This is a genomic window from Sphingobacterium sp. BN32 (assembly GCF_030503615.1).
In the GTDB taxonomy this organism is placed as follows: Bacteria; Bacteroidota; Bacteroidia; order Sphingobacteriales; family Sphingobacteriaceae; genus Sphingobacterium.
This window is the reverse complement of record NZ_CP129963.1, coordinates 2,891,200-2,914,225: the sequence shown is the minus strand read 5'-3', so window position 1 is coordinate 2,914,225 and position 23,026 is coordinate 2,891,200. Positions and strand designations below refer to the sequence as shown.

The following is a 23,026-nucleotide window of genomic DNA, read 5'->3' as shown; positions in this document are numbered from 1 at the left end:
AGGCTATGACAAATACAGACAAAAATCATAAGCATACGTATGATGCACAAGGCAAAATGACTTGTTGCACGCTGGAAGAAAAAATTTACACCGAAGCAGGTGCAAAAGAGCTGGTAAATGAAAAGCATCAACACGACCACGGCGATGATGAAGGACACGACCACAGTCATAGTGAGAGTAGTCCAATTAAAATGTTTTTGCCGAGTATAATATCATTGGTATTGTTGCTTGCTGCCATAGCATTTGATCATTGGCTTCCACAGCAATGGTTTACGGGTTGGGTAAGGATTATTTGGTATGTGGTTGCGTATGCTCCCGTTGGGTTTCCTGTATTGACAGATGCCGTGAAAAGCATCAGAAAAGGGGAAATCTTTTCAGAGTTCTTTTTAATGGGCATTGCCACCATCGGGGCATTTGCCATTGGCGAATATCCCGAGGGCGTTGCCGTGATGTTGTTTTATGCTGTTGGAGAAGTTTTTCAGACAATGGCGGTTTCCAGAGCCAAAGCAAATATCAAATCATTGCTCGACCAAAGACCTGATGAGGTAACGGTTTTAAGAAACGACCAACCCCTAACTGTAAAGGCGGAAACCGTGAATATCGGCGAAATAATACAATTGAAACCGGGAGAAAAATTAGGTTTGGACGGAGAATTATTGTCTGAAACGGCATCGTTCAACACCTCAGCACTCACAGGCGAAAGCAAACCCGACACCAAAGCCAAAGGCGAAACGGTTTTGGCAGGTATGATAAACCTTAATACCGTTGCACAAGTGCAGGTCACAACCGCATATATGGATAGTAAGTTGAGTAAAATTTTGGAATTGGTACAAAATGCTACTTCACAAAAAGCACCAACGGAATTATTTATCCGCAAGTTTGCGAAAATATATACCCCTATAGTGGTACTGTTAGCGGTCGCTATCTGTGTGCTGCCTTACTTTTTCGTAGCTGATTATGAGTTTAGGGATTGGTTGTACAGGGCTTTGGTATTCTTAGTTATTTCTTGTCCTTGTGCCTTAGTAATCAGTATTCCATTGGGTTATTTCGGTGGCATTGGAGCAGCGAGCAAAAACGGAATACTGTTCAAAGGAAGTAACTTTTTAGATAGCCTTTCCAATATCCAAAATGTGGTAATGGATAAAACGGGTACAATGACAGAGGGTGTTTTCAAGGTTCAAGAAGTGGTATTTGACAAAGCGTTCAATCAAGATGAAATTTTGCAATTGGTCAATGTATTGGAAAGCCACAGTACGCACCCCGTAGCGACAGCTATTCACGAATACGTGGGGGAACTGGATAATACAATCCGCTTAGAAAATACAGAGGAAATTGCTGGACACGGGCTGAAATCAACCGTAAATGGTAAAGACTTGTTGGTTGGAAATTTCAAGCTGATGAACAAGTTTGGAATACAATACGACTTAGATCCGAACAGCATCGTTTATACGACCATTGCCGTTGCTTACGATAACAAATTTGTCGGTTACATTACGATTGCCGACAGTATCAAAGAAGATGCAGAGAAAACCATCCGTTTATTGCATAAACTCAATGTGAAAGCAACTATGCTTAGCGGAGATAAAAGTACAGTGGTAAAGTATGTAGCGGAGCAGTTGGGGATAGATAATGCTTTTGGGGATTTATTGCCCGAAGATAAAGTAAACAGGGTTAAAGAAATTAAAGCCAAAGGCGAAAGCGTTGCTTTCGTCGGCGACGGCGTGAACGATGCTCCCGTTGTGGCGTTGAGCGACGTAGGTATCGCAATGGGCGGTTTGGGAAGCGATGCCACTATTGAAACGGCAGATGTGGTCATACAAGACGATAAGCCGAGCAAAATCCCAATGGCAATCAATATTGGAAAAAAGACAAAGAAAATCGTTTGGCAAAATATCACATTGGCATTTGTGGTAAAAGGAATTGTATTGGTGCTTGGTGCAGGTGGATTGGCTACAATGTGGGAAGCCGTTTTTGCTGATGTGGGCGTGGCGTTATTGGCTATTCTTAATGCGGTACGAATACAGCGGATGAAATTTTAAAGGACGTCAATTTATAAGTATTGAAAAGAAAACAGAAAATACGCAAAAAGAAATATATAAAGGTATTCAACCGAAGCGACTTAATGTCTTTGGACATCAGTGACGACAACCTTGTTGATGTAAGAACCATTTAAGTAGGTTGAAGTATGCTTCTGAAAACCCCGTAACCGGGCGTATGGGTGTATTCAATATGGGACGAAATATCAGTGTTAAATTAATAATGAATTTCTGATTCGATATTATTGAGTGAAAGATTTAAAAGAACGCTAGCAGGAAATGTAACTGACACTATAATGCTCATGGAATAAAAATAAATGGCGGATAAGAGAAACTTATCTGCCATTTATTTCAAAAAAAACGAACCGGTTTTAAAAATACCATTATCTTTGCAATAGTTTTTTTGTTTTTTACATGTTAAAAAGGATAAACATATTAATGATTATATGCTTATTGGGCTTTTTTATAATCCCAATGCAATCCTATGCGTGTAAATCGCATTCCAAAGAAATTGTTATCAAGGAGAAGTCATGTTGCAGTGCCAACAAGCAGCATCATTCAGAAGATCAATGTGAGAAAGACTGCTGTAAGTCTAAGGATGACACGAGCAATGAATGCTCTGGAAATTGTGGACCTACGTCCTGCCACAGCTCTTCTAATAGTTTTTCTGCAACACCCCCATTTTTTAGGAACGCTCAAAATCCTGTTTTTTCTAAAAGTAAAAAATCATACCCTTTATACAAAGAACCCTTTTATTCTACAGGGGAATCTTCCATTTGGCAACCGCCTAAAATAAGTTAAATTAGTACTGTATAGCCATAGGTGTGCGAAATCGGTTGATTTTGCACCTATCCGCAAAACATGTTTTATTAAAAGCCAGATCTGGCTTTTGATTATTTACCATTTTTAATACTTAATAAGGTTCCAAATGAAATCAATATCAAAAATATTGATGGTAATCACCGTATTACTATCCGCAGCAAACAGCTTTGCGCAAAACCAGAACGAGCAACATCACAACCATGGTGGAACAGCTCAAGCAAAGAATATTCCATCACAAAATTTATCACAATTACATGCCGTATTTGACAAGTATTTTTCCATAAAAGATGCTTTGGTAAACGCAGATGTAAATATAGCATCTTCAAATGCTACTGAATTAGCCACAGTTATTAAAACAGTGGATATGGGTGAACTTTCTCCCAAAGAGCATACCGTATGGATGAAGGTCATGAAGGAACTGTCTTTAAACACAGAAAACATCTCGAAATCGAAAGACGTCGTAAAGCAACGGAGGGCATTTGCCCTACTTTCTAAGAATGTCTATGAATTGGCAAACGCATCAAAGCAAAAAACAACTATGTACTACCAAAACTGCCCGATGTACAACGATGGCAAAGGTGCAACTTGGTTAAGTAAAAGTACGGATATCAAAAACCCGTATTACGGTTCAAAAATGCTGACCTGCGGTAGTACTATTGAAAAATTAAATTAGTCAGCCATTATGAGATGTCTATTGATTGGGATCGTTACTTCTATTGTAGTCATATTTAGTTCATGCAACAATAACCCTACACTAAAGGTGCAAGACAATACATATACTTCAAAAAGCTCAAATACAAATACCCGTGACCACAATGCCTTTGAAATGGGCGATGTAGTTCCGTCGGAAGAGGTATGCATGGTCAACAATGAATACATGGGCAAAAAACAATTTGAGGTAAATTTTGAAGGAAAAATATATTACGGATGTTGCCAGATGTGTAAAGAACGTATTCCAAAAGATCCTTCTACACGCGTTGCCATAGATCCATTTTCCAAAAAGCAGATAGATAAAGCGACTGCTATAATAGCAATTACCGGCAACAACGGGGAAGTATCATATTTTGAAAATAATACTACATATACAAATTACATAAATCAATTTTAATTATTAAAAACAGAAATCATGACAATGAAACATTTATTTGTAGGCTTACTAGCCTCATCCGTATTGACCTTGGCAGCATGCAATGGCGCTTCTGAAAAAAAATCAGAAAGCGACGTCCATACTGAAACAACGGTATCCAACGAAAGCAACGCTGCAAGCGACCAGGGAACTTTTTCGGAACTTTTTTCCCATTACCAGCACCTGACTTTTGCTTTGTCTTCCGATAATGATAAAGAAGCCGCAAATGCAGCTAAAGGCATGCTGGAAGCACTCCCCAAGATTAATACCGAGGGCTTTAGTGCAGAACAGAAAAGCACCTTCGATGACATCGCTGCTGATATTCAGGAACATTCGGAGCACATAGGTGATAACATAGGCAATATCGCTCATCAAAGAGAACATTTAGTGATCTTGAGCAAGGATTTTTATGATATAACAAAAGAATTCGGCACCGAAAAGCCCATGTACAAGATTTTTTGCTCGATGTACGATGACAACAAAGGAGCATATTGGTTAAGCGATAGCAAAGAGGTCAAAAACCCTTACTATGGTGAAGATATGCTAACATGTGGTGAAGTTCAGGAAGAACTGAAGTAAAAACGCTGATTAAGATTTGAAATTCAAATATCAGGTACCGGTCGATTTCTGTAGGCTGGTATCTGATATTAAAATGTAAACAATGTATATGTTATGCTTAAAAAAATTATCAAATATTTTTTGGAGAACCGAGTAATAACACTGTTATTACTTGTGGTTGTCCTTATATGGGGGCTGATTACAGCGCCCTTTAATTGGCATCAAAATGCGTTGCCGAGCGATCCTGTGCCGGTCGATGCGATTCCGAACATTGGGGAGAACCAGCAAATTGTTGCGACCGAATGGATGGGGAGGTCTCCCAAAGATATACAGGAGCAGATTACCTATCCACTCACGACCTCCTTACTGGGCATCCCCGGCGTAAAAACAATCCGGAGCAGTTCGATGTTCGGCATGTCCTTCCTCTATGTCATTTTTGAAGAGGATGTTGAGTTTTATTGGAGCCGTTCCCGTATTCTGGAAAAACTGAATTCATTGCCTGCCGGCACATTACCATCCGATGTAACGCCCACGCTCGGGCCGGATGCCACTGCTTTGGGGCAGGTCTTTTGGTATACACTGGAGGGACGCAATCCCGAAACCGGAAAACCTACAGGAGGCTGGGACCCCGATGAGCTGCGCACGATTCAGGATTTCTATGCCAAATATAATTTGGCAGCATCGGAAGGGGTTTCCGAAGTGGCTTCCATCGGAGGTTTCGTAAAAGAATACCAAGTCGATATCAATCCAGATGCGATGCGCGCATACAATGTATCCGTAATGGATATCATGTCGGCTATCCAAAACAGCAACCTGGATATCGGTGCAGAGACGATCGAAATAAACAAAGCGGAATATCTGGTGCGTGGATTGGGCTACCTTAAAAGTGTCCAGGATCTTGAAGATGCCGTAGTGGCTGTGCGCAATAATGTTCCCGTAAAGATAAAAGACGTTGGGTTTGTCAATTTGGGACCCTCCACACGACGCGGTGGATTGGATAAGGAAGGCGTGGAAGCAGTTGGCGGTGTAGTAGTTGCCCGGCATGGAACCAACCCCATGGAAGTCATCAATAATGTCAAGGCGAAGATCAAAGAAATGGAGGCAGGTTTCCCTCAAAAAACATTAGAGGATGGGACTATTTCAAAAGTCACCGTCGTTCCGTTTTATGACCGCTCGGGTTTAATCCAGGAAACCATCGGGACGCTGGAAAATGCTTTAGCACACGAAATCCTGATCTGTATTATCGTTGTGATCGTGCTGGTGATCAACCTGCGAGCATCGATTCTTATATCCAGTATCTTGCCCATTGGCGTACTGGCGACCTTCATAATCATGAAACAAATGGGGGTCGAGGCGAATATCGTTGCCCTTTCGGGAATCGCCATTGCCATTGGGGTCATGGTGGATGTGGGGATTGTCTTTATCGAAAGCATACTACGCCATATGGATGAAGAAAAAGCCAAGGGTGTTGAGAGTCGGGGGAAAGCCTTTGTAAACTTGATTTCCACCGCTGTTGCGGAAGTGTCGGGTGCTTTGTCAACGGCGATGCTCACCACGATCATCAGCTTTTTACCTGTTTTTATGATGGAAGCACAAGAAGGTAAGTTGTTCGGTCCCTTGGCATACACCAAAACCTTTGCTTTGGTTTCAGCCTTTGTGTTAGGCATTATTATCTTGCCAACACTGGCTTATTATATATTTTCAATCCGTATCAATGGGAGTAAAGTTCGCCGGATAGCCAACTACGTTTTGGTAGTTGCCGGTATCGCTCTTTGGATCTATACAGGTGTTTTTGTCGCGTTCGCATTGACTTTGATCGGAGTCAACAACCTGTTTACACCAAGATGGAAAGGAGAAAAAATTGCCAACTACGTTAATGTTGCTATCACACTTTTTGTAGCGATGTATTACCTGACGGTTGAGTGGCTGCCACTCGGCACGCAGGCAAGCACCACACTTAACTTTGTGTTCGTATTCTTTGCCATTGGTTCCATCCTGGGAATGTTATGGGCATTGGTGATCTATTATGAACAGATTCTTCGATGGTCACTTTCCAACCGGTGGAAATTCATGGCCATCCCTATCATTACTTTATTATTCGGAATGTTAGCATGGATGGGCGTAGAGAAGAGTTTTGGTTTTGTTGCAAATGGCTTCGAAAAGACAGGTTGGAAATCATTTCGGGAGACTGCCTTCTGGCAAAAATCCACCGAAACATTTCCCGGTATCGGGGAGGAATTTATGCCAAGCCTCAATGAAGGTTCTTTCCTTTTGATGCCCACCAGTATGCCGCATACTGGGATTGAACAAAACCTGCAATTGATCAGAACACTTGATAAACGTATTCAAAACATACCGGAAGTCGAACTTATCGTAGGAAAATGGGGCCGTGTGAATTCTGCACTTGATCCGGCTCCTACACAGATGTTTGAAAATACGATCAATTATATCCCGGAATTTTATCTGGATGAAGACGGGCATCGTGAAAGGTTCAAGGTAAACAGTTCCGGAGAATTCGTGTTGAAAGGTGACAAGACCTATGCTGTTTCCGATGGTTTCCGTTCCATACCACGGGACAGTCTGATTGAAGATAAAAGCGGAAAATTTTTCCGCAGATGGCGTCCTGAAATTAAAAAGGCCGACGATATATGGCAAGAGATCGTCAATGTTTCCCATCTGCCCGGATTGACTTCCGCTCCTAAGTTGCAACCGATAGAAGCGAGAATGGTAATGCTTTCTACGGGAATGAGGGCTCCGATGGGGCTAAAGGTTTCGGGTCCGGATCTGGAGTCGATTGAAATCGGTGGCAAGGCCTTGGAAGCAGCCTTAAAGGATGTTCCATCTGTTATGCCATCGACCGTTTTCTACGACAGGGCTGTTGGCGCACCCTATATCGAAATCCATCTGAACCGGGATAGAATGGCCAGATACGGTATTACCGTTGCCGAGCTTCAGGAAGTAATCAGTGCGGCAGTCGGCGGTATGACGTTGACCACTACAGTCGAAGGCCGGGAACGGTTTCCCGTTCGCCTGCGCTACCCACGAGAATTACGGGATGACCCCGATGCGTTGCGAAAAATAATCATTCCGACAGCTACAGGAGCTCAGATTCCATTGGGGGATGTGGTGGATGTTGAATATGCCAAGGGCGCTCAGATGATCCAAAGTGAAAATACCTTTTTGTTGGGTTATGTAATCTTTGATAAAAAAAGTGGCATAGCGGAAGTCGACGTAGTATACGAAGCGGATCAACTCCTAAAGGAAAAAATAGCGTCTGGAGAACTGGATTTACCCAACGGGGTGACGTATAAGTTTGCCGGAAATTATGAACAGCAAGAACGTGCCGCAAAAAGGCTAATGCTTATTATACCACTGAGTTTGTTAGCCATTTTAGTAATTCTCTACTTTCAGTTCCGAACGGTTACAGCATCGTTAATTCATTTTTCCGGTGTTTTTGTAGCTCTTGCAGGAGGTTTTATTTTGTTGTGGCTTTACGGACAGCCTTGGTTTATGGATTTCTCTGTCGGAGGGACAAATATGAGGGATCTGTTCCAGATGCACAGCATCAATCTCAGCATTGCCGTTTGGGTAGGATTTATCGCCCTGTTCGGACTGGCGACGAGTGATGGTGTATTAATGGGAACATACATCCACGATACATTTGAAGCACGGAACCCCAGAACAAAAGATGAAATACGGGAAGCAGTCATATACGCAGGCTTAAAGCGTGTCAGACCGGCAGCGATGACCACTGCTACAGCACTGATCGCCTTACTGCCTGTCCTGACCTCTACCGGTAAAGGTGCGGAAATCATGGTACCAATGGCCATCCCGACTTTCGGCGGCATGCTGATCCAATCCATGACCATGTTTGTGGTTCCAGTATTCCAGTGCTGGTGGAGGGAATCTGCCACTAAAAAAGAAAATAGAAAAAATAATAAAAATATAGCGAATGAAAACGAATAAGATAAATCGGTATATAACCGTGGCTGTATTAACAAGCTTAAGCATTTTTTCGCAAGCTTTAGCCCAAGACTACCCCACCGATTCGCTGTCCTATTATATACAAGTCGCAATCGAAAATAATCCGGGTGTAAAATCACAAAAGTATGCGCATGAGGCATACCTTGAAAAAATTCCGCAAGCCGGAGCATACCAAGACCCCGAATTGTCCATGGAAGCATATACGATGCCTATGGAAATTATAGGAGGGCGTTCTATTGGAAATGTGAGCTTGATGCAAATGTTTCCATGGTTCGGCACGAGAAAAGCAGCTCGCACAGAGGCTACACATATGGCCAATATGCAAGATCAACAGTATCGGGAAGCCATAAATAATCTGATCCTTCAGGTCAGCACACAGTGGTACACGATGCAAAAATTGAACGAGCAACTCAAGAATAATCAGGAAAACCAAGTGTTTCTAAAACAATTGGAACAATTGGCAATACGGAAATTCTCTGCGCCCTCAAGCACCTCACAATCAAGTGTAGCACCCGTCGTAAGCAGTAATACGCCTTCCTCACCAACCAGATCTAGTGCTTCATCGGGTATGGGAGGGATGAGTATGGGAGGAGGCAATTCAGCTCCTGCTACTAATCAGAATATGAGTATGCCGTCCGGTGGTGGCATGGGAGCAATGGAAGGTGGCTCCGGATCGGGTATGTCAGAGGTGCTTCGTATCCAATTGGAAATTGTCGAAATTGAAAATAACATTGAAAGTTTACATGCTCAGATTAAAGCCGAAAAAGCAAAATTCAATGCATTGTTGAATCGGGAAGCAACTGAAAAGGTCATGCTGGGACAAGAGATCCACAAGCTGAATTTTTTATATAGCGAGGAAGAGGCACTAAGGGTTATTGAGGCAAACAACCCCATGCTTGAAATGATTGCCGAAGAAGGCTTGGCATTTAAGGCAAAAGCGGAAATGGATCGGAAAATGAGTTATCCCATGATTGGTATCGGTGTGGAATACATGGTTGTGGGAAGGACGAATAATTCAATGCTGGCCATGGACGGGATGAACGGTAAGGATATGGTCATGCCTATGGTTTCAGTGAGCCTGCCACTCTTCCGTAAAAAATACAATGCCCAGCAAAACGAAAGCAGGCTATGGCGAAAATCAAGCGAAGAGAACTTTAAAAACACCTTCAACACTTTGAAAAGCGAGTTTTACAGTCTCAAAAGCCAACTGGATGATGCTCAGCGTGCCATCGAGCTGTACGAAAAACAAACTACGCTCGCCCAAACGACATATAACCTGATCGTAAAAGAGTTCGTTACAGGCAAAAGTGACTTGACCAACGTTATTCAGGTGCAGCGGCAATTATTGGATTATCAGCTTAGGAAAGCTGAGGCCCTTGCCAACTATAATACGATGGTTGTGTCAATAAAAAAATTATTAGCAGACCATAAATAATGCAATTATTTTGAAATTCTTAGCAATGAATAAACTGAAAAATATTTTTAGAAATAAGGCGGTAACTTACGGGGTTATATTATTGTCCGGACTACTGCTTGGCTGGGCGATATTTGGCGGGAATTCGTCCCATGATCACAGCCATGACCTTGAAATGGAAGTGACCGAGGACGGGGAAACAGTATGGACTTGCTCCATGCACCCCCAGATCAGAATGGATAAACCGGGGAAATGCCCGATATGTGCAATGGATCTAATTCCCTTGAAATCATCCGGGGGAGGTGATGATGTAATTGACGATGACGCCATCCAGATGTCAGAAGAAGCCATAGCATTGGCGAATATCCAGACTTCGATTGTCGGCCACCAAGACGCTGTTAAAGATGTCCAACTGTATGGGACTATTCAGGTGGACGAACGTTTACAACAATCCCAAACATCGCATGTCAATGGCCGTATTGAAAATCTTTACGTAACCTTTACTGGCGAGTCGGTAAGAGAAGGACAACTGATAGCCAAAATCTATTCGCCTGATTTATTGACGGCGCAGCAAGAATTGCTCGAAGCTGCAAAATTGCAGGATATGCAGCCCCTCCTATTGGATGCCGCGAAAGAGAAGCTGAGTTTATGGAAGGTGTCAGAGGATCAGATAAGCAAAATATTGACATCCAACGAAGTTTCACCCTACGTCAATATATATGCGAATACAAGTGGTGTTGTCATAGCAAAAAATGTAAACCCGGGCGATTATATCGGCCAAGGGAGCGTCTTGTACACCATTTCAAACCTTTCCAAGTTATGGGCGGTTTTTGATGCGTATGAAACAGATCTGCCATTTCTAAAGGTGGGAGATCAGCTGGAATATACATTACGGAGTTTGCCCGGAAAAGTCTATAATGGGCGGATTGCCTTTATTAACCCTATCCTTGATGCCAATTCAAGAACGGCAAAAATCAGGGTCGAAGCCGATAACCGGGATCGCAATCTCAAACCTGAAATGTATGCAACAGCAAGGATCACTGCTCCTTTAAAGGGCTACAACGATGAGTTGGTCATTCCCAAGTCGGCGGTTTTATGGACAGGGAAGCGCTCCATAGTTTACGTAAAACAGCCAAATACATCCACGCCTGCTTTTAAACTTCGGGAGATCGTCTTGGGCCCCTCATTGGGCGACCAATATGTTGTTATGTCGGGGCTGGAAAATGGCGAGGAAATCGTGACCAAGGGAGCTTTCACCGTTGATGCAAGTGCCCAGCTGGAAGGTAAAATCAGTATGATGAATAACGATGGCGCAGCATCGGCTGCCGGACATCAGCATGGCGATGCTCAAACCAATGTCAATAAGACCCATGATATGTTGAAAGTATCAGGAAATTGTGAAATGTGCAAAAGCCGGATTGAGAAAGCGGCCAAAAGTGTCAAGGGGGTGATTTCCGCAAACTGGGATGTTAATGCCAAAGTTATCCATTTGGATTTCGATTCAAAAGTAACCTCAAAAAGTGCCATAAGCAAAGCTATTGCTAATGTTGGTCACGATACAGAGCTGGACAAGGCTCCCAAGGCGGTTTATGACGACTTACCGAGTTGCTGTCTCTATGACCGGGGATAATGGTACTTGATTAATATTAGATCATGAAAAAAAACGGAAAACGAACGAAAGCATACAAAGTAATTTTAACAGTTCTGTTAAGTGTGTTTGTGTTAATGCAATTTATAACCCCCCAAAGGAACCTATCCCCGGTTCCTGCGGGCCAGGTTTTTGTTGATTCATTTAAGGTCGATGCAAAAGTTAATGCAATCCTGTCGGTATCATGCTATGACTGCCATAGCAATAATACCCAATACCCTTGGTACACTAATGTTCAGCCTTTGGGTTGGTTCATGGCAGATCATATAACCGAAGGAAAAGAGAAATTGAACTTTGATGATTTGCCAAATTACAGCCCGAGAAGGATAAACTCAAAGTTTAGCCAGATTATTGAGCAAATCGAGAAAGGTAAAATGCCGTTGAGTTCATATACGTGGATGCATGGGGGTGCTCGTCTAAGCATGGAAGATAAGAAGCTGTTAGTTGAATACTTTAACTCGTTGATGGATAATGAATAAGTTTAGAGTGTTAATAGTACAGACGGTTCCTTCGGAAATAGACTCAAAACGTAAATTTTAATAACAGGAAAAGTGGAAAACCAATCTAATATCTTAAAATACAAACATCTCGGAATCTACACTCAAAACGAGAATGTAGTATATATGCATGAAAACTGCCACGTTTGTGCTTCAGAAGGCTTTGAGGCACTTACCCGAATTAGAATATCCACTGCAACGGACTCAATCGTAGCAAGTCTTAATGTAATTTCATCCAATCTTCTATTGACTGATGAAATTGGGTTATCGGACGCCGCAGCAAAAAAACTGAATGTTTCCCCAAATGAAACTTTGTATGTTTCACATTTGGAACCTATTAAATCTTTAAGCCACGTACGGGCAAAAATCTACAATCAGAAACTGGATTACTTGGCGTACAATGAAATCATTACGGATATAGTTCAGGGCAATTATTCCAATATCGACCTCACAGCATTTATCACCGCCTGTGCCGGAAATAGAATGGATCTTGATGAAATCACCTATCTTACAAAAGCCATGATTGCTTCTGGTATGCAATTGCACTGGAACAAGGAGATTGTTGTTGATAAGCATTGCATCGGAGGGTTACCAGGCAATAGAACAACACCGTTGGTAGTTGCCATTGTTACTGCCTTTGGCCTTACAATGCCCAAAACGTCTTCCCGTGCCATTACCTCGCCTGCCGGTACTGCAGATACCATGGAAGTATTTACCAATGTAACGCTTTCCCCTGAAAAAATAAAAGAAGTGGTTCATAAGGAAGGGGGGTGTATCGTTTGGGGTGGAACAGCCCAGTTAAGCCCGGCAGATGATCTGCTGATAAAAATCGAAAAAGCCCTCGATATAGATAGCGAGGGACAGCTAATTGCTTCGGTACTCTCAAAAAAAGCAGCGGCGGGTTCCACGCACGTTGTTATAGATATTCCTGTAGGTGAAACTGCAAAAATGAGAAGTACAAAAATGGCACAGACAAAGAGTATATGGGTGGTCTAAAATACATTTTGACCAGAAACATTGCCGCTACTACCCATTATGACAGCGATATGGGCTGGGGGTTCGGATTGAATTTGTCCTATTAAGTTTGACTTTCTATGAGGTCGGATTTAGAATCCGACCTCTTTTGATGAATTAAAAATGTTACTTAATGAGCAATTATTACGAGGAAATAATAAAGAAACTAGAAGATGAAATAAAAGAGGTGTCTCTTGAACTGGATGGTTCCATAGCTTTGTATGAAGTTATTATCGAGTTGATATTATCGAGACTTTCCGAAATAAAGGAATATACACTAAAAAATGGCTTTGATAGTATAAATGAAGAGATCCACTTTTTCAAATATCAAAAACCAGTCATTGTTTCAAAACTCATTTACTATAACGCTATCTATAAAATAGAGACAAAAAAACCTAATGATATAAAAGCTATTAGGAAATACATTAATGGTGAGCTAAGGAAACTCAAACGGTATTTTGAGAGTAACCTTGAATTCTATAAATATTACCGAACAGGCAGTTCATTTGTAGATGAAAAGTTATTTGTTCGGGGCAAACACGATATAAAGTTAAGTTTGGACACGGTTTATTTTGAAACCGACCACCGGTTTTCTACATCCCACGATTATAAGGCGGCAAAAATAATTGCCAATGACCTGATTCAAGTTTATCTTGAAGACCAACTTCACAACATAATCTATAAAGATAAATCAATAGACCTACCAACATTAAGTTGGACGGGAAGCAAAGCGGCTTTAACGGAATTGATTTACGGACTGCATTCTCAAGCCGTCTTCAATAATGGGAATACAGATATTATAACCATAGTCAGATTTTTTGAAAACAGTTTTAATGTTGATTTGGGCGATTTTTACCATACATTTTTGGAACTCAAAGCAAGAAAGCTGAACCGAACGAAATTCCTTGACAGCTTACGTGATGCTTTGATTAAAAAAATGGAAGAACAGGACGAAATATAAAATCAAAAGACGATTTTGTCGATCAGAGACTGTAAAATAAACTGTGTCAAGGATAATAAACAGAAGTATTATTTTTGACATAGTAATTATGAGTATTAAGGAAAGCGATTTTGATTTTGAGTCCATGAAGGACCTGGCCCTAGAACAGTTACGTAGTGGTGAATCACTTTATGGCAAGAACGGAGCTTTTGCTCCTTTAATGAAAAAGTTTTTAGAAGCAGCGCTAGAAGCTGAGATTGAGAGCCATCTGGATGAAGCTGAACGCTCTTGTGGTAATCGTCGTAACGGCAAGTCCAGCAAGCAGATTCGCACCTCAGATGGCACTATCGAGATCGATACTCCGCGTGACCGTCGGTCTAACTTCGAACCCCAGCTTATTAAGAAACGTGAGACGATTTTAGCTTTCTTCGATTACCGATAAGATCATTCCCCAGGTCAAGGAGTGGCAATCAAGAAGTCTAGACTCGCTTTATACGATTGTTTGGATGGACGCCATGCACTACAAAGTAAAAGAAGACCATCGGTTTGTTTCGCGGGCAGTATACAATATTCTTGGCATTGATCGAAATGGACATAAGCATCTGATAGGGATGTATGTTTCGGAGAATGAGGGAGCTAACTTTTGGTTGAGCGTATTGACTGATTTACAAAATCGAGGCGTAGAGGATATCTTAATTGCTTGTATCGATAATTTAAAAGGGTTTTCCGAAGCGATACAGAGTGTTTTTCCCGACACCGAAGTACAGACCTGTGTAGTACATCAAATCCGAAACAGCCTAAAGTATGTAGCCAGTAAGGATCAAAAGGAGTTCATGAACGATCTAAAACCCGTATATAGGGCCGATACGTTGGATCTAGCCGAGCTTCGGATGGATGAACTTCAGGATAAATGGGGTGAAAAGTATCCTGTGGTCATTGAATCCTGGCGACGCAACTGGGATCGTCTGACCACCTATTTCCGATACGATAAATCCATCCGAAAGTTGATATACACGACTAACACGATCGAAGGATTTCATCGCCAAGTGCGTAAGGTCACCAAAACTAAAGGTGCATTCACCTCCGATATAGCGTTATTGAAATTGATTTATTTAGCACATAACAACATTAAGAAGAAATGGACGATGCCACTAGCCAATTGGGGAACAACAGCACAGAAATTAGCAATTTGGTTTCCGGGAAGAATGGTGTTAGATTTGCAATAAGAAAAATGGTTGAATTACCGCCCCGCGGGGCGGTAATTCAACCATTGACACAGTTTATTTTACACTCCCGTCGATCATTATTCGGCGAAGGAGCCAGTCCATTTTCCTCTTTCCCTAACTATCGTTTACAAATGGAAACGGTCCTGAAATTCTTTACCCAGTTTGAATTCATTGGAGGTTTTTAGACTTCTACCAATAATGAGATTATACCGCCGTTGCCATTTGCTCACAAGCTTCTGCGCATTTGTAGCAAGCATCCGCACACTCTTTGCAATGTTGCATATCATGCTTAGCACATTCATCTCCACACGCTCTACAAATCTCCGCACATAGCTTGCAAAGGTGACGGCTATATTGGCTTCCCAAACTCATGAGTTCGGCTGCGGCTCTACATATGGCTGCACATTCCAGATCAAGCTGGATACATCGAGCCATCATTTTTACATTGTCCTCTTGCAAGCAAGAAGCTGCACAATGGTTACAAACTACAGCACAGGCGTAGCATTCGTCAATACATTTTTGAAATTGTTGATGTGACATAATTTTATTGTTTAAAGTGAGAAATTATTTATCTATTCTTATTAGCTAATAACCAGGTTTGAATCTCCGAGATTTCCTGATCCTGTTTTTCAATAATATTTTTTGCCATTGTCTGCATAGCACTTTCGTGTCCGTAAATAAGTTCCAATTTTGCGTTTCCAATTGCATTTTGATGATGCTGAATCATCAACATGGCAAAATCGTGATCCGTGTCTCCATTAATGATTTGGAGATCTGTCACTCTGCCTGAGCGTTCCATATTTTTCATCTGCTCTGTAACAAATTCGGGAACATTTAGATGCGGTACGTGACCATTGAGAAATGTGGTTAATTCTTGAATCTCAGCCTTCTGGTCTTTAATTATTTTCTGGGCCATCTCCCTCATTTGCGCATCATCGCCGGATTGCAGTTCCTTATTTGCCATGTCGATCGCTCCCTGATGATGCATTCGCATCATCAGAGCAAAAGCATTATCAGGGTCGGGGGGCATTTGCATGGCCATCATCTCATCCATCATGTTGTGCATGATAGTCATCATTTCATTGTCATCGTGATTCTGGATTTTGATTTTGTTGATATCGTCCTTATCGCACGCTTGGATAAATAACAGTATTCCTGCTATTGCCATTATTTTTATCGCTAATTTCATAGATGTATATTATTATTATCAATTTCCTTTTCTCTTTTAATAATGAAATGTTAAAGACTTTTTTTGATAGAACACATAGACAGAACAACATACAATTCAATTTGTTTGATTTTTTGGATTCAAAACGAGCTACAGATAAGATATGTGGGTGTAAGATTATTTCTGTAATGTAGTGGTTTATGCTACTATTTATTCATCAATTTTGAAATGAATCACAGTCCAGAAATAAATTGAACGAACCTGAGATGTTGTGATTAGGAAAATGTATGAATGGGTAAATGTTTTTACAATACTCCCCGTGACATATAAATACTTTTTGTCGGTACTACGCTTTCCATAGCCTTTGGATTTTCTTGCTGCTTTTCGACTTGTTCTGTAGAATTTTCTATTGGTTCCGGAGTGTTAGATAACTGTATTTTCCGCTCAATTGCCGCCAACTCCGTTTTGAGTTCGCTAAGTCGGTTTTCTTTTGTCCACGTACCATTGATTACTTCCTTAAGTATTGGAATGTTTTTTTGGAAATCTGCCATATTCTCCTGTTCTTTTCTGATATAGGTGGGCAGCTTTTCCAATGCTTTAATAAAATTTAGTGAAGCTGTTTCGGGATCTTTTGCCATTACACCATTGTTGAATGTATATTTGATAGTACCCTCACCTTGAATAAAAAAACGGTTTACACGAATATCCATCCCCTCTTTTTGTGACATTTCCGTTTTTACCAAAAGTTGAAAGCCATACAGATTACCGATTTCTTCATAATCCCCACCCGTTCGGGATTTGTCGGCAAGCTGATTGAGCTTTGCACCGATTTGTTTTATATCCGCATTGGGCGACAAAACGTCTAATTTAATAAGGTTGGCAACGGAACCGTCAGTGTTTTTTTGGATACGTCCCTGCAAATTATTCCAATCAAGGCTCATACGGTCATAGCGGGATTGGGCTTTTCCAAGTTCTGCCTCATAATCTTCCAGTTTGTACTTGGCACTTGATTTTGAACGATTGAACGATTGCCTTTCGCTTTCCAATCCGGCAATCTGTTTCTCTATTTTAGCTTTGTCCAAAAGGTCGGTATTGCCCATAAGGATAGCTACATATTCCGAGAAATTCATACCCGACTTTTCATCCATACCACCTTCGTCAATCGTCCGTTTACCAAGATTGTTGGATTTTAATTGGTCAATAAATAGCTGTTTGTTGTGCAGCAGGTTGAACTTATAACTATCCAGCGATTTTTCAACGGCATAGATGATTACATCCACTTTATTGTCGTTAAAATGCTTGGCAATCTCATTGCCTTTGCGGATAGCCCTACCGTCCCTTTGCGCAAGGTCGGACGGTCGCCACGGCGTATCTAAATGGTGTACGGCAACGGCTCTTTTCTGTGCGTTCACACCTGTACCGAGCATACTCGTAGAACCGAAAAGGACACGGATTTTGCCCTCGTTCATTCCTTTGATTAGCTCTTTTCGTTGCTTGTCATTCTTCGCTTCCTGTATAAAGCGGATTTCGTGTGCAGGTATGTCGTGGTCTTCCACGAGCTTACGTTTGATTTCGGAGTAGATATTCCACTGATTTGGCTTGTATGTTCCCAAATCCGAGAAGATGAACTGCGTGCCTTTCTGTGCATTGAATTTATTGTAATATTTAGCAATATTATCTGCACAATGGGAAGCTTTGTTATCGGCGTGGTCTTGGTAATGGGGGCTTACCATTCGCATATCCAAAGACATCTTTCGAGCGTAGTCCGTAGCGATAAGCATTTTTGCTTTTTCTTCTTTTTTAGATAGCGGTTTTCTGCCAAGTAATTCCCCTTTGCCTGATTTGGCAAACTCCATCAGCTTTTCAATAAACTTCTCCTGGTCTGGAGTTGGAGGTATGTTGTAAAATATCTCGTTCTTTTCGGGACGGTCTATTCCAATCATTTCGGCGGTACGGTAATCCGTGATTTCGGAGTAGAATTGAGCGAGTTCCGGCACTTTGATAAAGTAGCGGAAACGCTCTTTTGCCACGATATTATTGGCGACCGAAAACTCATAATCGGTTGTTTTCTTTGCGTAGATTGCCGCCCACGCATCAAACGAGTTAATGCCCTGTTTTGCCAAAGCCCTTGGTCGCAGGTATTTGAACAACAGGTACAATTCGGTCAGTGAATTGCTGATAGTCGTACCCGAAAGGAAAGTTGCCCCCATATCCGCATCGGTACGTTCCTGTATAGTCCGTATAGCAAACAAAAGATTCAGTGCCTTTAGGCTTCCCTGTTGATTGCCCAATCCTGCAACCCTTGAATGCCTTGTGTTGAAAATCAGGTTTTTGAATTGGTGGCTTTCGTCTACAAATAAATGGTCGATACCCATCATCTTGAAGTCCACAATATCATCTTTGCGGTTTTCAATGTCGTGTTGCAGGGTTTTCAGCTTGACTTCGAGGTTTTCTTTCTGTTTCTCTGCTCCGGCGAGCATACCCCGGGTTACTTCATCGCCCTGACTTCGCAAAACGTCAAGATTTTCCTCCACACTGTCCAGTTCGGATTGCAGGATTTCCTTTTGTATTTCGGGCGATTGGGGTATCATTCCGAACTGGTCGTGGGTCAATATCACACAATCCCACTCGTTGTTCTTAATATCTCCGAAAATCCGCAGTCGTTTTTGGGGCGTAAAATCATCAATGCCCGGATAGAGTATTTTAGCGTGCGGATAGGCGGTGCGGTAGGCTTCGGCAATTTCAGGTATATTCGCTTTCAACCCGATAATCATCGGTTTGTGAGCCAGTCCCAAACGCTTCATTTCCTGTGCACCCGTGCACATTATCAACGTCTTTCCGGCACCTACTTCATGGTCGCAGATAGCACCGTTATTGAGCTTTATTATCCAGACAGCATCCTTTTGGCTTGAATACAGGTCTTCAATACCCAATGCTTTTCGGTCCAATTCCGGAAACACCTGATGGGAACCGTCGTAGTGCGGTCGGACAAAACAGTTAAAGGTGTCGTTGTATTGGTCAGTCATCCTTATCTTGAACTCATCGTTTTGGGCGTGGAGCCAATCGTTAAAGGAGGTTCGGATTTCGTCAATCTTGGTATTCGCCATTTGTATGGCTTCCATATCCCGTACCTTGACATTCTTTCCGTCAACCTGTACCGTTTTGGAAATATCGGGTGTGGTATTGACAAGGGCGTGCTTGAGCAGGGCAATCCCGTCATACGTCCGGCTTTGGGCTTTGACCGCATATTTATCCCATATATGGACATTTTTCTGTTTGCAGGTGACGGAAAAATCATCGGCACTGTCCGAATAGTGGATTTTCACATCTGCGTCGAACAGATGCGATGCAAATCGGGCGTAGATGCCAGTGGGTATCCAGCGTTCGCCCAGATTAAAATCGAGTTCCTCAAATTCGATACGTCTTGGTCGGGCTTCTTCCAAAACGGTAAGGCTTTCTTTAGCTTGGGTATCATCGGGATTGCTTTCGAGGTAATCTCTTATTTCGTTGGCTTTCTCCACTACATTGCCCGCAACCCAGCGTTCGAATATTTCATATTCCTTTTGCAATGGATTGTAGTAGATGAGACCGTGTAAGGCTTCTTTCAAAGCATCAGCAGGCATACCGCTGATTTCGGACATAAAGTCCAAATCCACGCTTCCGTATTTGTTCAGCGAAGCCGATAACGCTTCTTCGGGATTGTCCGTTGCAATGGTTGCGGTAGAAAAACTTACAGGACGGCTGAATATATCTGCCTTATGGATTACACCACCAACGACACGCTCCAGATAGGGCATTTCTTTGCCTACACTGTCTGTTTTGATGAGCTTGATATTGTCCGCACTGTTGAGATTTCCGTACCTTTTGACAAAAGCATCGTATAAGCGGTTAAGGTTTTCCCTTTCTTCCTTGTGTTCTGAATGTTTCTCGGCTTCTTTTTGGTAGAGGTCGATATAGGTATCACGAACTTGGATATATGCTTCGGCTCTTGCTTTTTGCAAAGACGGTAACTGCAACGGGTGGAATATTGCCCTTGCATCACTTTTATCCACTTCCTGCAAATAGCCGACCCAACCGTTATCTACGACAAGGCAATCGTTACGGTGAAACTGTTGGAGTTCGTCACTGTACGGAGCAGGTTCGGGAACAGTAGCAGGTACGGTACCGGCTGACTTATCGGCTTGGCCATTACTGTTTGCCTGTGAAAATAAATCGCCGATTGTTTTCTGTTTTGTGCCATTGGTTTGTAAGGTTTTATTGACCGTGCCGTTTGATGCTGGAGATGTATAGGACTGTTGCATCGCTCCGCTAAAGAGGTCGGTTTGCCGACCTCTTGGGGTACGTTTTCTTTTTGTCGTTTGTCTTTTGGCTTGGGTGGTTTTCTTTGGCGGGGTAATAACCGCTACGGTTTCATTTACATTTTCAAACAGGTCGAAAATGCTTAGCTGTTTTAATTCCTGCTGGCTTTCCTGTACAATGGCTGGTGCAGTAAAACGCGGTCGTTCGGGTTGTATGATTTCGGGTTCAGTAGCCGGAGGTGCCGGCGTTGGCGTAATCGGAATTTGTACGATAGGTTCATCGTTGCTTTCGCCTTTGTACAAATCAAAATTCAGGTGCTTTCCAAAATCTTCGGAAAGCATTTGCTTCAAATCTTTGGCAATCCCCGCAACACCGTCTTTATGCGTATAGATAATTGCAGGTTTTCCGTATGGGTCGGTATCTATCTTACGGTCGGTATGTATGACCCTCGTACCGTCACGGAAAAAAGCATTGCTTGAAGTATCGTATTTGGTCTGCCTGCTTTGGCAAAACAGCTCTTCCAATTCGCTCAGAGGTTGTTTTGCCGTATTCTTTTGCAGGATAATCAGGTCGCTTCCGACTTCTGTACCTGCATATTCCGTGAACAGGTTGTTTGGCAATCGGACAACCGACACCAGATGGTTGCTTTTCATTAACGCCCTACGTATCGGCTCATTGTTGGGGCTGTTTAAAATTCCTTGCGAAGTAATAAATACCTGCAAACCACCCTCACGGAGCATATCGTTTCCTTTCAAAAAGAAATAATTGTGTATGCTACGGGCAGCCTGTATTTTTGCGGGGTCTTTGCTTCGGGAAAACGTAAGATCGAACACGGAAGTATCGCAAAACGGAATGTTGCTTGCAACAACATCATAGCTATTTTGTTCCTTTTCGGGGATTTCCTCAAAACCGCTCACACGGATATTGCTTTCGGGATAGAGGTGTTTTAGGATTTTGCCTGTCAGCAAATCTTTTTCATAGGCAGTTACTTTGGTTTGTTGGTTTTCGGAAAAGGATTGTATAAACGAGCCGATACCTGCGGAGGGTTCAAGGAATTTCTGAATATTTACATCGCTTTCCCGCAGGGTTTCGGAAATTGCATCAATTACCTGTGGAGGTGTATAAAAAGCCGTCAGCACGGAGCTTTTCATACTGTCCACGTATCGGCGGTATTGCTTATCGTCTTCGGACTTTTCTTTGAGCAGTTTGTGGAGTTCCAGCGTAATGGGGAATAAATCGTGTTCGGTTTTCCTCCAATGGTTGATATCTATTTCATTTGCTATGGGGTTCAATACGAATTTAAGACCGCCAAATCCGCTGTATTGTTTCATTGACAGTCTTTCACCCACGGTAGCGTTTCGTTGCTCTTTTTCCAATGTAAAGGCAATCCGCAGGGCTTCGATATTGTCCAAGAGATGCTGCCGTTTACTGAAGCCCATTTTCCTCAATCCATATTGCGATGGTTCCGGTTATCTCGGTATAGAGCAGGTCAAACTCATAACCGTAGGCAAAATCATCGGCTAGTTCATATTGGGCGAAAACATTCTCGCAAACAGGGAACATTTTCAGAGCGAACCGCCGCAGTTCCTCGTCTGCCATTAGGGTATCGAACTCATTGCATACTACCTGAAAAACCATATCAAACTTGGAGAAGTGCAAACCCTCAAAGAGTATGTAATTCGCTATCTCATTACATTGCTCAATGGCATTGCCGGAACGGAACGCATCCTCATAGGCATTGGCAGCCCACGAGGAACGCTGGTCAATAAATTTTTGGTTGCTGGCTTTTTCAGGGAAACTACTGTTCAGGAGTTCCTGTAGTCGTAAACGGAAATACGACAGGTCTTTTTGCTGTGTACTCATAATTAAATTTTGTTTAGAATTTTGCGTAAAACCTAAAATTAGAGCAGGGAGCAAGAGCCTTTGAAGAAGTGGCAGGGTTTGGCTTCGGGAGGCAGGATTTGGCAGAACAGTGTTTATTCAGATATCGTTATAGAGTTGTCCACTTCATTGACATATACGTCCGACCCATCAAAATCATCATCATCGTTTTGGGAACTTTGTCTTGTAAAAAGCTCCAGTCTGTCAACTTGCCCAAAAAGCCGAACAATACGCTTTCTGATTTTGTCAGGTTTTTCGGATTGTCTTCCACGGGGAGATATAAGCACCTGTGGAACATCTCTTGCATGTCTTTCAAGAGGTTTTCCCTTTGTGAACAGTAGGACGATTTCTGCATTTGCCCGTGTAATATATCCCATTCCAATAAAAACCCAATCATTGTTCCTGTTCGTTTT

14 protein-coding genes and 1 pseudogene are annotated in these 23,026 nt (G+C 42.2%); 11 read left to right on the top strand and 4 right to left on the bottom strand.

The features are described 5' to 3' along the window. Window positions 1–5 precede the first annotated feature (5 nt). From QYC40_RS12260 to QYC40_RS12210, 11 genes and pseudogenes are all read left to right on the top strand, one after another. Window positions 6–2,039, top strand: coding sequence for a heavy metal translocating P-type ATPase (locus QYC40_RS12260; protein ID WP_094258249.1), 2,034 nt, complete (start codon window positions 6–8; stop codon window positions 2,037–2,039). A 925-nt stretch (window positions 2,040–2,964) separates the two neighbouring features. Continuing rightward, complete coding sequence (locus QYC40_RS12255; RefSeq protein ID WP_232046363.1) at window positions 2,965–3,531, top strand: DUF3347 domain-containing protein; 567 nt, start codon at window positions 2,965–2,967, stop codon at window positions 3,529–3,531. An 87-nt stretch (window positions 3,532–3,618) separates the two neighbouring features. Further along, window positions 3,619–3,966, top strand: a complete 348-nt coding sequence (locus tag QYC40_RS12250; protein WP_245153192.1) for a hypothetical protein — start codon at window positions 3,619–3,621, stop codon at window positions 3,964–3,966. A 24-nt stretch (window positions 3,967–3,990) separates the two neighbouring features. Continuing rightward, entirely contained in the window at window positions 3,991–4,563 is a 573-nt protein-coding gene (locus QYC40_RS12245; protein ID WP_227694340.1) for a DUF3347 domain-containing protein, read from the top strand. Between the two features lie 93 nt (window positions 4,564–4,656). Beyond that, entirely contained in the window at window positions 4,657–8,508 is a 3,852-nt protein-coding gene (locus QYC40_RS12240; protein WP_002993216.1) for an efflux RND transporter permease subunit, read from the top strand. Then, window positions 8,495–9,961, top strand: a complete 1,467-nt coding sequence (locus QYC40_RS12235) for a TolC family protein (RefSeq protein WP_002993217.1) — start codon at window positions 8,495–8,497, stop codon at window positions 9,959–9,961. The genes QYC40_RS12240 and QYC40_RS12235 overlap by 14 nt, the downstream gene beginning before the upstream one ends. Window positions 9,962–10,115: 154 nt before the next feature. Beyond that, entirely contained in the window at window positions 10,116–11,570 is a 1,455-nt protein-coding gene (locus tag QYC40_RS12230) for an efflux RND transporter periplasmic adaptor subunit (RefSeq protein WP_301990494.1), read from the top strand. Between the two features lie 23 nt (window positions 11,571–11,593). Beyond that, window positions 11,594–12,067: a heme-binding domain-containing protein gene (locus tag QYC40_RS12225; RefSeq protein WP_002993219.1), complete on the top strand. Its 474-nt coding sequence runs from the start codon at window positions 11,594–11,596 to the stop codon at window positions 12,065–12,067. 72 nt (window positions 12,068–12,139) lie between these two features. Beyond that, entirely contained in the window at window positions 12,140–13,081 is a 942-nt protein-coding gene (locus QYC40_RS12220) for a thymidine phosphorylase (protein WP_002993220.1), read from the top strand. Between the two features lie 151 nt (window positions 13,082–13,232). Further along, window positions 13,233–14,060: an RteC domain-containing protein gene (locus QYC40_RS12215; RefSeq protein ID WP_094258252.1), complete on the top strand. Its 828-nt coding sequence runs from the start codon at window positions 13,233–13,235 to the stop codon at window positions 14,058–14,060. Between the two features lie 88 nt (window positions 14,061–14,148). After that, a pseudogene (locus QYC40_RS12210) lies at window positions 14,149–15,265 on the top strand (IS256 family transposase). Between the two features lie 204 nt (window positions 15,266–15,469). On the opposite strand, the gene QYC40_RS12205 reads toward QYC40_RS12210, so the two are convergent. The 4 genes from QYC40_RS12205 to QYC40_RS12190 all read right to left on the bottom strand — a co-directional run bounded on the left by QYC40_RS12205 (window position 15,470) and on the right by QYC40_RS12190 (window position 22,595). Continuing rightward, window positions 15,470–15,637 (bottom strand): four-helix bundle copper-binding protein, encoded by a 168-nt coding sequence (locus tag QYC40_RS12205; RefSeq protein WP_232047134.1) that lies wholly within the window; start codon window positions 15,635–15,637, stop codon window positions 15,470–15,472. Between the two features lie 196 nt (window positions 15,638–15,833). Then, window positions 15,834–16,454 carry a DUF305 domain-containing protein gene (locus tag QYC40_RS12200; protein WP_002993226.1) on the bottom strand — a complete coding sequence of 207 codons (621 nt, stop codon included), beginning with the start codon at window positions 16,452–16,454 and terminating at the stop codon, window positions 15,834–15,836. Between the two features lie 284 nt (window positions 16,455–16,738). After that, entirely contained in the window at window positions 16,739–22,171 is a 5,433-nt protein-coding gene (locus QYC40_RS12195; RefSeq protein WP_301990493.1) for an N-6 DNA methylase, read from the bottom strand. Continuing rightward, window positions 22,158–22,595 (bottom strand): DUF1896 domain-containing protein, encoded by a 438-nt coding sequence (locus tag QYC40_RS12190; protein ID WP_002993229.1) that lies wholly within the window; start codon window positions 22,593–22,595, stop codon window positions 22,158–22,160. Before QYC40_RS12190 ends, QYC40_RS12195 begins: the two co-directional genes overlap by 14 nt. Between the last annotated feature and the right edge of the window lie 431 nt (window positions 22,596–23,026).

Excerpts from the sequence above, each read along its gene's own strand:
- QYC40_RS12260 (WP_094258249.1), top strand. The coding sequence starts at position 6 with ATGACAAATACAGACAAAAATCATAAGCATACGTATGATGCACAAGGC.
- QYC40_RS12255 (WP_232046363.1), top strand. The coding sequence starts at position 2,965 with ATGAAATCAATATCAAAAATATTGATGGTAATCACCGTATTACTATCC.
- QYC40_RS12245 (WP_227694340.1), top strand. The coding sequence starts at position 3,991 with ATGAAACATTTATTTGTAGGCTTACTAGCCTCATCCGTATTGACCTTG.
- QYC40_RS12240 (WP_002993216.1), top strand. The coding sequence starts at position 4,657 with ATGCTTAAAAAAATTATCAAATATTTTTTGGAGAACCGAGTAATAACA.
- QYC40_RS12235 (WP_002993217.1), top strand. The coding sequence starts at position 8,495 with ATGAAAACGAATAAGATAAATCGGTATATAACCGTGGCTGTATTAACA.
- QYC40_RS12230 (WP_301990494.1), top strand. The coding sequence starts at position 10,116 with ATGGAAGTGACCGAGGACGGGGAAACAGTATGGACTTGCTCCATGCAC.
- QYC40_RS12225 (WP_002993219.1), top strand. The coding sequence starts at position 11,594 with ATGAAAAAAAACGGAAAACGAACGAAAGCATACAAAGTAATTTTAACA.
- QYC40_RS12215 (WP_094258252.1), top strand. The coding sequence starts at position 13,233 with ATGAGCAATTATTACGAGGAAATAATAAAGAAACTAGAAGATGAAATA.
- QYC40_RS12205 (WP_232047134.1), bottom strand. The coding sequence starts at position 15,637 with ATGAGTTTGGGAAGCCAATATAGCCGTCACCTTTGCAAGCTATGTGCG.
- QYC40_RS12200 (WP_002993226.1), bottom strand. The coding sequence starts at position 16,454 with ATGAAATTAGCGATAAAAATAATGGCAATAGCAGGAATACTGTTATTT.
- QYC40_RS12195 (WP_301990493.1), bottom strand. The coding sequence starts at position 22,171 with ATGGGCTTCAGTAAACGGCAGCATCTCTTGGACAATATCGAAGCCCTG.
- QYC40_RS12190 (WP_002993229.1), bottom strand. The coding sequence starts at position 22,595 with ATGAGTACACAGCAAAAAGACCTGTCGTATTTCCGTTTACGACTACAG.